Annotated in this window: 3 protein-coding genes; 2 read left to right on the top strand and 1 reads right to left on the bottom strand. The window is 71.0% G+C overall.

What is annotated here, in order from left to right; translation table 11 throughout:
- Nucleotides 1-5,036, bottom strand: a 5,036-nt coding sequence (locus FNQ90_RS08085) for a non-ribosomal peptide synthetase (RefSeq protein WP_182605749.1), incomplete at its 3' end; no start/stop codon positions are given.
- Between the two features lie 382 nt (nt 5,037-5,418).
- Here FNQ90_RS08085 and FNQ90_RS08080 point away from each other — a divergent pair.
- Together FNQ90_RS08080 and FNQ90_RS08075 are read left to right on the top strand one after the other, a co-directional pair.
- Nucleotides 5,419-6,642: a cytochrome P450 gene (locus tag FNQ90_RS08080; protein ID WP_173019448.1), complete on the top strand. Its 1,224-nt coding sequence runs from the start codon at nt 5,419-5,421 to the stop codon at nt 6,640-6,642.
- A gap of 4 nt (nt 6,643-6,646) precedes the next feature.
- Nucleotides 6,647-6,844: a ferredoxin gene (locus tag FNQ90_RS08075; RefSeq protein WP_143616337.1), complete on the top strand. Its 198-nt coding sequence runs from the start codon at nt 6,647-6,649 to the stop codon at nt 6,842-6,844.
- Nucleotides 6,845-6,918: the final 74 nt, after the last annotated feature.

The raw sequence follows: 6,918 nt of genomic DNA, 5'->3' as shown, positions 1-6,918 counted from the left end.
ACCGGTTCCCCCACCGGTTCCCCCACCAGTTCTCCCACCAGTTCCGCCACCAGTTCCGCCACCGCACCGGTGGTCAGGGCCAGGACGGGCGCGCAGTCCTCGGCCATGAAGGTGATGCGCTCCCGCGGATAGCCGGGGTCGACCGGCACGAACGCCGCGCCGGCGGTGACCACGGCGAGCTGCGCCACGACGAGGTCCACCGACTTCGGCATGACCAGCAGGACCCGGTCCTCCGCGCCGACCCCGTGGGCGATCAGGTGCCCGGCCAACCGGTTGACCCGCGCCTCCAGTTCGCCGTACCGCACCTCCTCGTCGCCCGCGACCACCGCGACGGCGTCGGGGGTGCTCTCGGCCCGGGCGGCGAAGAGCGCCGGCAGGGTGTCGAGGCGCACGGCGCGGTCGGTGGCGTTCCAGTCCACGAGGATGCGCTGCCGCTCCTCGGGGTCGAGCACGTCCAGTTGGCTCAGTCGGCTGTCGGGGTGCCCGGTCGCCCGGTCCAACAGCCGGACCAGACGGCTGATGAGCCGTTCGACGGTCGACCGGTCGTACAGGTCGGTCGCGTACTCGACGGCGCAGGCCATGTGGTCGGGCGTCCCGTCCCCGCCCCGCACCTCGCGGAAGTCGAAGAGCAGGTCCAGCTTGGCGGTGTGGGTGATCGCGGGTTCGATCCACGCGTCGAGGTCGGGCAGTTCCAGTTCCGGCGTCGCGTTGTTCTGGAAGCCGAGCCCGACCTGGATGACCGGGTGCCGGCCCGCCGAGCGCTCCGGGTTGAGCGCCTCGACCAGTCGTTCGAAGGGCAGGTCCTGGTTGGCGAAGGCGGCCAGGCCGTCCGTGCGGGCCCTGCCCAGCAGGTCGGCGAAGTGCGGGTCACCGGTGAGGTCGGTGCGCAGCACCAGGGTGTTGACCAGGAAGCCGACCAGATCGTCCAGCGCCTCGTCGGTGCGTCCCGCGATCGAGATGCCCAGCGGGATGTCGTCCCCGGCGCCGAGCTTGCCCAGCAGCACCGCCAACGCGGTCTGCACCACCATGAACGGACTCACGTCGTACTCGCGCGAGCACCGCGTCACCTGGTGGTACAGCCGCTCGGGCAGTTCGAAGCGCAGCGTCTCGCCGCGGTAGGAGGCCACGGCCGGCCGGGGCCGGTCGGTGGGCAGGGTGACCTCCTGCGGCAGCCCGGCCAGGTACCGCTTCCAGTGGGCGAGCTGGGCGGAGATGGCCGAGTCCGGGTCGGTCTCGTCCCCCAGGATCTCGCGCTGCCACAGCGTGTAGTCCGCGTACTGCACCGGCAGCGGGGCCCACTGGGGGGCCTTCCCCCGGCAGCGGGCGGTGTAGGCGCTCTGGAGGTCGCGGGTGAGCGGTACGAGGGACCAGCCGTCGCCGGCGATGTGGTGCACCGGCATGAGCAGGGCGTGCTCGTCCTCGGAGACGGCGAACAGGTGGGCGCGGATGGGTGCCTCGCAGGCCAGGTCGAACCCGATGCCGGCGCGTTCGGCCATGGCGTCGGCCAACCGGTCGGCGGCGATGTCGGTCACGTCCATGACCGGCGTCGCCTCCTCGGGGGACAGGATGTGCTGGCGCGGCGTGCCGTCCCGATCGGGGAAGACGGTGCGCAGGCTCTCGTGCCGGCCCACCACGTCGCCGATGGCGGCCCGCAGCGCCTCGCGGTCCAGGGAGCCGTTGAGCCGCACCACGAGCGGGATGTTGTAGGTACCCGCGCCGCCGTCGATCTTGTCGACGAACCACAGCCGCAACTGGGCGAAGGACAGGGGGATCTCCTCGGGCCTGTCCATCGGGGTCAGCGGGCGCCTGGCCTTGGGGACATGACCGTTGCCGGCCAGCCAGGTGAGCAGCGAGGCGGGGGTCGGCGACTCGAAGACGGTGCGGATCGCGAGTTCGACACCGAAGGCCGCGCGGATCCGGCTCACCAAGCGGGTCGCCAGCAGCGAGTGCCCACCCAGATCGAAGAAGTTGTCGTCCATGGAGACCGCCGGAACACCCAGGATCTCCGCGAAGAGACCGCAGACGATCTCCTCCTCCGGGGTGCGCGGCGCGCGGCCGGCGGCGGTGACGGTGGGGTCCGGCGCCGGCAGGGCCCGGGTGTCGAGCTTTCCGTTCGTGGTCAGGGGCAGCGAGTCCATGCCGACGAACCACGACGGGACCATGTGGTCGGGCAGCACGGCCGCGGTGTGCTTGCGCAACTCCGCCGCATCCGGCGCGGACCGGCCCTCGGGGCCCCCGAAGTCACCGACGACGTAAGCCGCCAGCCGTTTGTCGCCGAAGGCGTCCTCACGGACGACGACGGCCGCCTGCCGGACATCGGGGTGGCGCAGCACGGCCGCCTCGATCTCGCCCAGCTCGATCCGGAAACCGCGGATCTTGACCTGGTGGTCGGCACGCCCCAGGTACTCCAGGTTCGCGCTGCCGTCCGGGGCCCAGCGGGCCATGTCACCGGACCGGTACATGCGCCGGCCGGGCGGGCCGAAGGGATCGGCGACGAACCGGGTGGAGGTCAGGTCCGGGCGCCCCAGGTAACCATCGGCGACACCGGGCCCCCCGATGTACAGCTCGCCCATCACCCCCGGCGGGGACGGACGCAGCGCGGTGTCGAGGACATAGACCCGCAGGTCCTCGATGCCCAGACCGATCATGCTGCCGGTACCGGCCGTCGCGTCGGCCGCCGTGAGCGCCAACTCGGTGGTGTGCACCGTGGTCTCGGTGATGCCGTACATGTTCACCAGCCGCGGGCTGTCCTCGGCGTGCCGCTCGTACCAATCGCCCAGCCGACCGAACTCCAACGCCTCGCCGCCGAAGATCACGAACCGCAGGGCGAGTTCGCCGCCGACCTCCGGGTGGTCCCGATCGGCCTGGATCAACTGGTAGAAGGCCGAGGGCGTCTGGTTGAGCACGGTGACCCGCTCCCGGACCAGTAGCCGCAGGAAGTCCTCGGGCGAACGACTCACCGCGAACGGCACCACCACCAGCGCGCCCCCGTACAGCAGGGGACCCCAGATCTCCCACACCGAGAAGTCGAAGGCGTAGGAGTGGAACAGCGCCCATACGTCGTCCGGGCCGAAGCCGGTCCACCGGTCGGTCGAACCGAACAGCCGGATCACGTTCCGGTGGGCGACCATGACGCCCTTGGGCCGGCCGGTGGAGCCGGAGGTGTAGATGACGTAGGCGACCTGGTCGGGCAGGATCCGCCCGCCGCGCTCCTCGTCCCGGACGGGGAGGTCCGACAGTTCGGCGAGCCGGGCCTCCGTCTCCGGGCTGTCCAGCCCGATCTCCGGCACGTCCACGGCCGGATGGGCGAAGGCGTCGCGCCGGCAGGTGATCACCGCGGCGGGCCCGGCGTCACCGAGTATGTGGGCCACCCGGTCGGCGGGTGACTCCGGGTCGATCGGCAGGTAGGCGGCACCCGTCTTCAGGGTCGCCAGCAGCGCCACGATCGTGTCCGTGGAACGCGGCACCGCGAGCGCGACGAGTTGTCCGCGCCGCACGCCGTGCTCGATCAACAGCCGGGCCAGCCGGTTGGAGCGCGCGTCCAACTCCCGGTAGGTCAGCGAGCGGGTGGTGGAGCCGTCGGGGTGGACCACCGCCGTGCGGTCCGGGTGTGCGGCGGCCACCTCGGCGAACCGTTCGGGCAAGGTGGCCTCCCCGACCGGTTCGGCCGTGGAGGCCGCGCCGCCCCACACGTCCACCAGGCGCGTCAGCGTCCCGGGTTCGACGATGTCCAGGCCGCCGATCGGACGGTCCGGGCGCGTGACGAGCTCGTCCAGCAGCCGGGCGATGAGGCGGTGGTGCCGCCGCACCGCCTCGGGGTCGTACACCTCCGGGTTCGCAGACACGTCGAGCCGGAAACCGCCGTCCCGCCGGGCGTACACGATCAGGGACAGGTCGTCGTCGTGCCCGGCGATCATCGGTCGCACGGTCGCGGGCAGATCCGCGAAGCGCAGGTCGGGCGCGCCGATGCTCAGGTTCACCCGCGGTCCGATCAACCGGCCGTCCGAACCCAGGAGCTTGAGGTCACGCCGCAGGTCCTCGTAGCGGTAGCGCTTGTGCCGGGACGCCTCGCGCATCCGCAGGTGCGCGTGCCGGATGAGCTCACCACCCGTCATGTCCGGCCGCACCGTCAGCCGCACCCCGACCACGTTGGACACCATGCCGGGCACGGCGCGCGCCACGGTCGTCGAACGGGCGGCGACCGACAGCGCGATCACCACCTCGCCGCTGCCGGTGATCCGGCTGGTGTAGGCGCCGACGGCCGCCAGCACCGCGGCCGGCCAGCCGACCCGGACGTCGCGGGCGGCGTCGCGGATCCGGTCCCCCGTCCCGGGCGTGACGGTCCGGGTGCCCCGGAGCAGTTCGGTCGGCAGGCCGGTCGGGCGATCGCCGAGGCCGACGGCGGTCGCCTTGTCGGCGAACCGATCGGTCCAGAAGTCCCGGTCGGCCCCGAAGGCGGCGGACCGCCGGTAGGCCGTCTCGTCGTCGATGAGTTCGCGCAGCGGGGGGAACGCCCCGGCGGCGGGGTCCTCACCGGCGACGAGCCGCGTGTAGACCTCGGCGAGACGCGCCGCGACCAGGTTCGCGCCGAACCCGTCCATCACCAGGTGGTGGTAGCGGTGGTAGAAGAAGAAGCGGTCGGCGGCGACCCTGATGAGCGCGAACCGGTACAGCGGCCCCTCGAACACGTCCACCGGGGTGTTCGCGTCCGCCCACATCCACTCCTCGGCCTCCTGCTCCGGCCGATCCCCGGCGGTGAGGTCCAGGACGTGCAGGGGCTGCGCCGACCAGTCGGTGATCGGCTCGATCACCTGCGCCGGGCCGGTCCCGTCGTCGACGAAGCGGGCGCGCAGCGCCTCGGCCTCGGTGACCACCCGACGCATGGCCGCCAGGAACAGCTCCGGGTCGAGGGACCCCACTATTTCCAGGTACATCGCGGCGTGGAATGTCGCGTTCGGACCGCTCAGGCTCTGCGCGTACCAAATTCCGGCCTGGCCGGCGGTCAGTGGCAGAACCGTGGCTGACGAGTCAGACATCTGTCCTCTGTTTCTTCGGGCCAAGCCGATCCGGGTCTCCGGTCGGGCGCCGACGGTCGGCGGGATGGACCACTTCGGTCGTTCCGCCGTCACCGCGGGTCGACCGGCTCACCTGCCGTGAAGGGCGGGTACCGCGCCCACGCGGCGCGCCCCGGCCCTCACGGACCGGGGTTCATCGACGTTCCTGCCAAACGAATACACGATCGGACAATGACTGTCGTGCACGGCTGCATTTTCCGGAAACGATTCGAGGAGTCGAGGAATTCGAATTCTTCGAATCGGCCCGCGCTGCAGCAAGTGGCAAGGACCCCCGACGAACGGGAACCGGTCCATAACATCGGCCCCTGCAGGGTCACAGACCACAGACAGACAAGGGGTAACGATGACCGACGCCGTGGAAAGGGGGGCGACCTGCCCCGTCGCCCCTCGCGGCTGGCCCAACCCGCTGCTGCCCGAGTACGAGCAGCTGCCCGAAGGCCGTCCGCTGACACAGGTCACGATGCCGTCGGGCAGCAAGGCGTGGCTGGTCGCCCGACACGACCAGATCCAGCGACTGCTGGCCGACGACCGGTTCAGCGTGGAGCCGCACCCCACGTTCCCCATCCGGTTCCCGGCGCCGCAGGAACTGCTCGACATGATCGCCAAGGACTCCAAGAACCTCCTGGTGACCATGGATCCGCCGCGCCACACCCGGGTCCGTCAGATGGCGCTCCCGGACTTCACCGTCAAGGCCGTGGAGAAGCTGCGGCCCCGGGTGCAGGAACTGGTCGACGAGTACCTGGACCGGATGGAGGTCCGGGGCGGGCCCGTGGACCTGGTCCAGAGCCTGGCGCTGCCGCTCCCCGCCCGGGTGATCTGCGAACTGGCCGGCATCCCCGACGCCGAGCAGGACACCTTCACCCGGAACGCGGCGATCATGGTCGGCACCCGGCACTCGTACACCATGGACGAGAAGCTGGCCGCCAACGAGGAGTTGATGAAGTACTTCGCGACCCTCGTCACCGAGAAGCAGAACAACCCCACCGACGACATGCTCGGCAACTTCATCAGCCGGGCCGGTCGGACCGAGGAGTTCGACCACCACGGTCTGACCCTGATGACCAAGATGCTGCTGCTGGCGGGCTACGAGTTCATCGTGAACCGCATCGCGCTCGGCACCCAGGCCCTGCTCGAGCACCCCGAGCAGCTGGCGGCGCTGCGAGCCGACACCGAGGGGTTGATGCCCCGGACGGTGGACGAGGTGCTGCGCCACTTCAGCCTGGTGGACGAGATCATCGCCCGGGTGGCGCTCGCCGACGTGGAGATCGACGGCGTGACCATCAAGGAGGGTGAGGGCATCCTGGTGCTCAAGGGCCTGGGTGACCGCGACCCGGCCAAGTACTCCGACCCGGACGCCTTCGACATCCACCGCGACGCGCGGGACCACCTGGCCTTCGGCTACGGCGTCCACCAGTGCCTGGGGCAGCACGTCGCACGCCTGATGCTGGAGCTGTGCCTGTCCGGCCTGATCCAGCGGTTCCCCGGGCTGCGTCTGGTCGAGAGCGACGAGCCGATCGAGCTCGTCGACGGGCTGCCGCCGGTCCACAAGCTCATGGTCGGCTGGTGAACGGATGAAGGTTCACGCGGATCGCGACCGCTGCATCGGTGCCGGACTGTGCGCGCTCAACGCCCCCTCGGTGTTCGACCAGGACGACAGCGGCCTGGTGGTCGTGCTGGACGACTCGCCCTCGGGTGCCGAGGCCGTGGACGCCCACAAGCTCGCCGAACACATCTGCCCGTCGAAGGCCATCCTGGTCTCGGAGGGTTGAGGGCCACCGCCCCGTACCCCACGGGCCACGGGTCCGGTGCCCTCCCGTACGGGCACCGGACCCGTGGCCCGTGC

It is taken from the genome of Streptomyces alkaliphilus, assembly GCF_014141535.1.
Classification (GTDB): Bacteria; Actinomycetota; Actinomycetes; order Streptomycetales; family Streptomycetaceae; genus Streptomyces; species Streptomyces alkaliphilus.
This window is presented reverse-complemented; position numbering and strand designations above follow the sequence as displayed.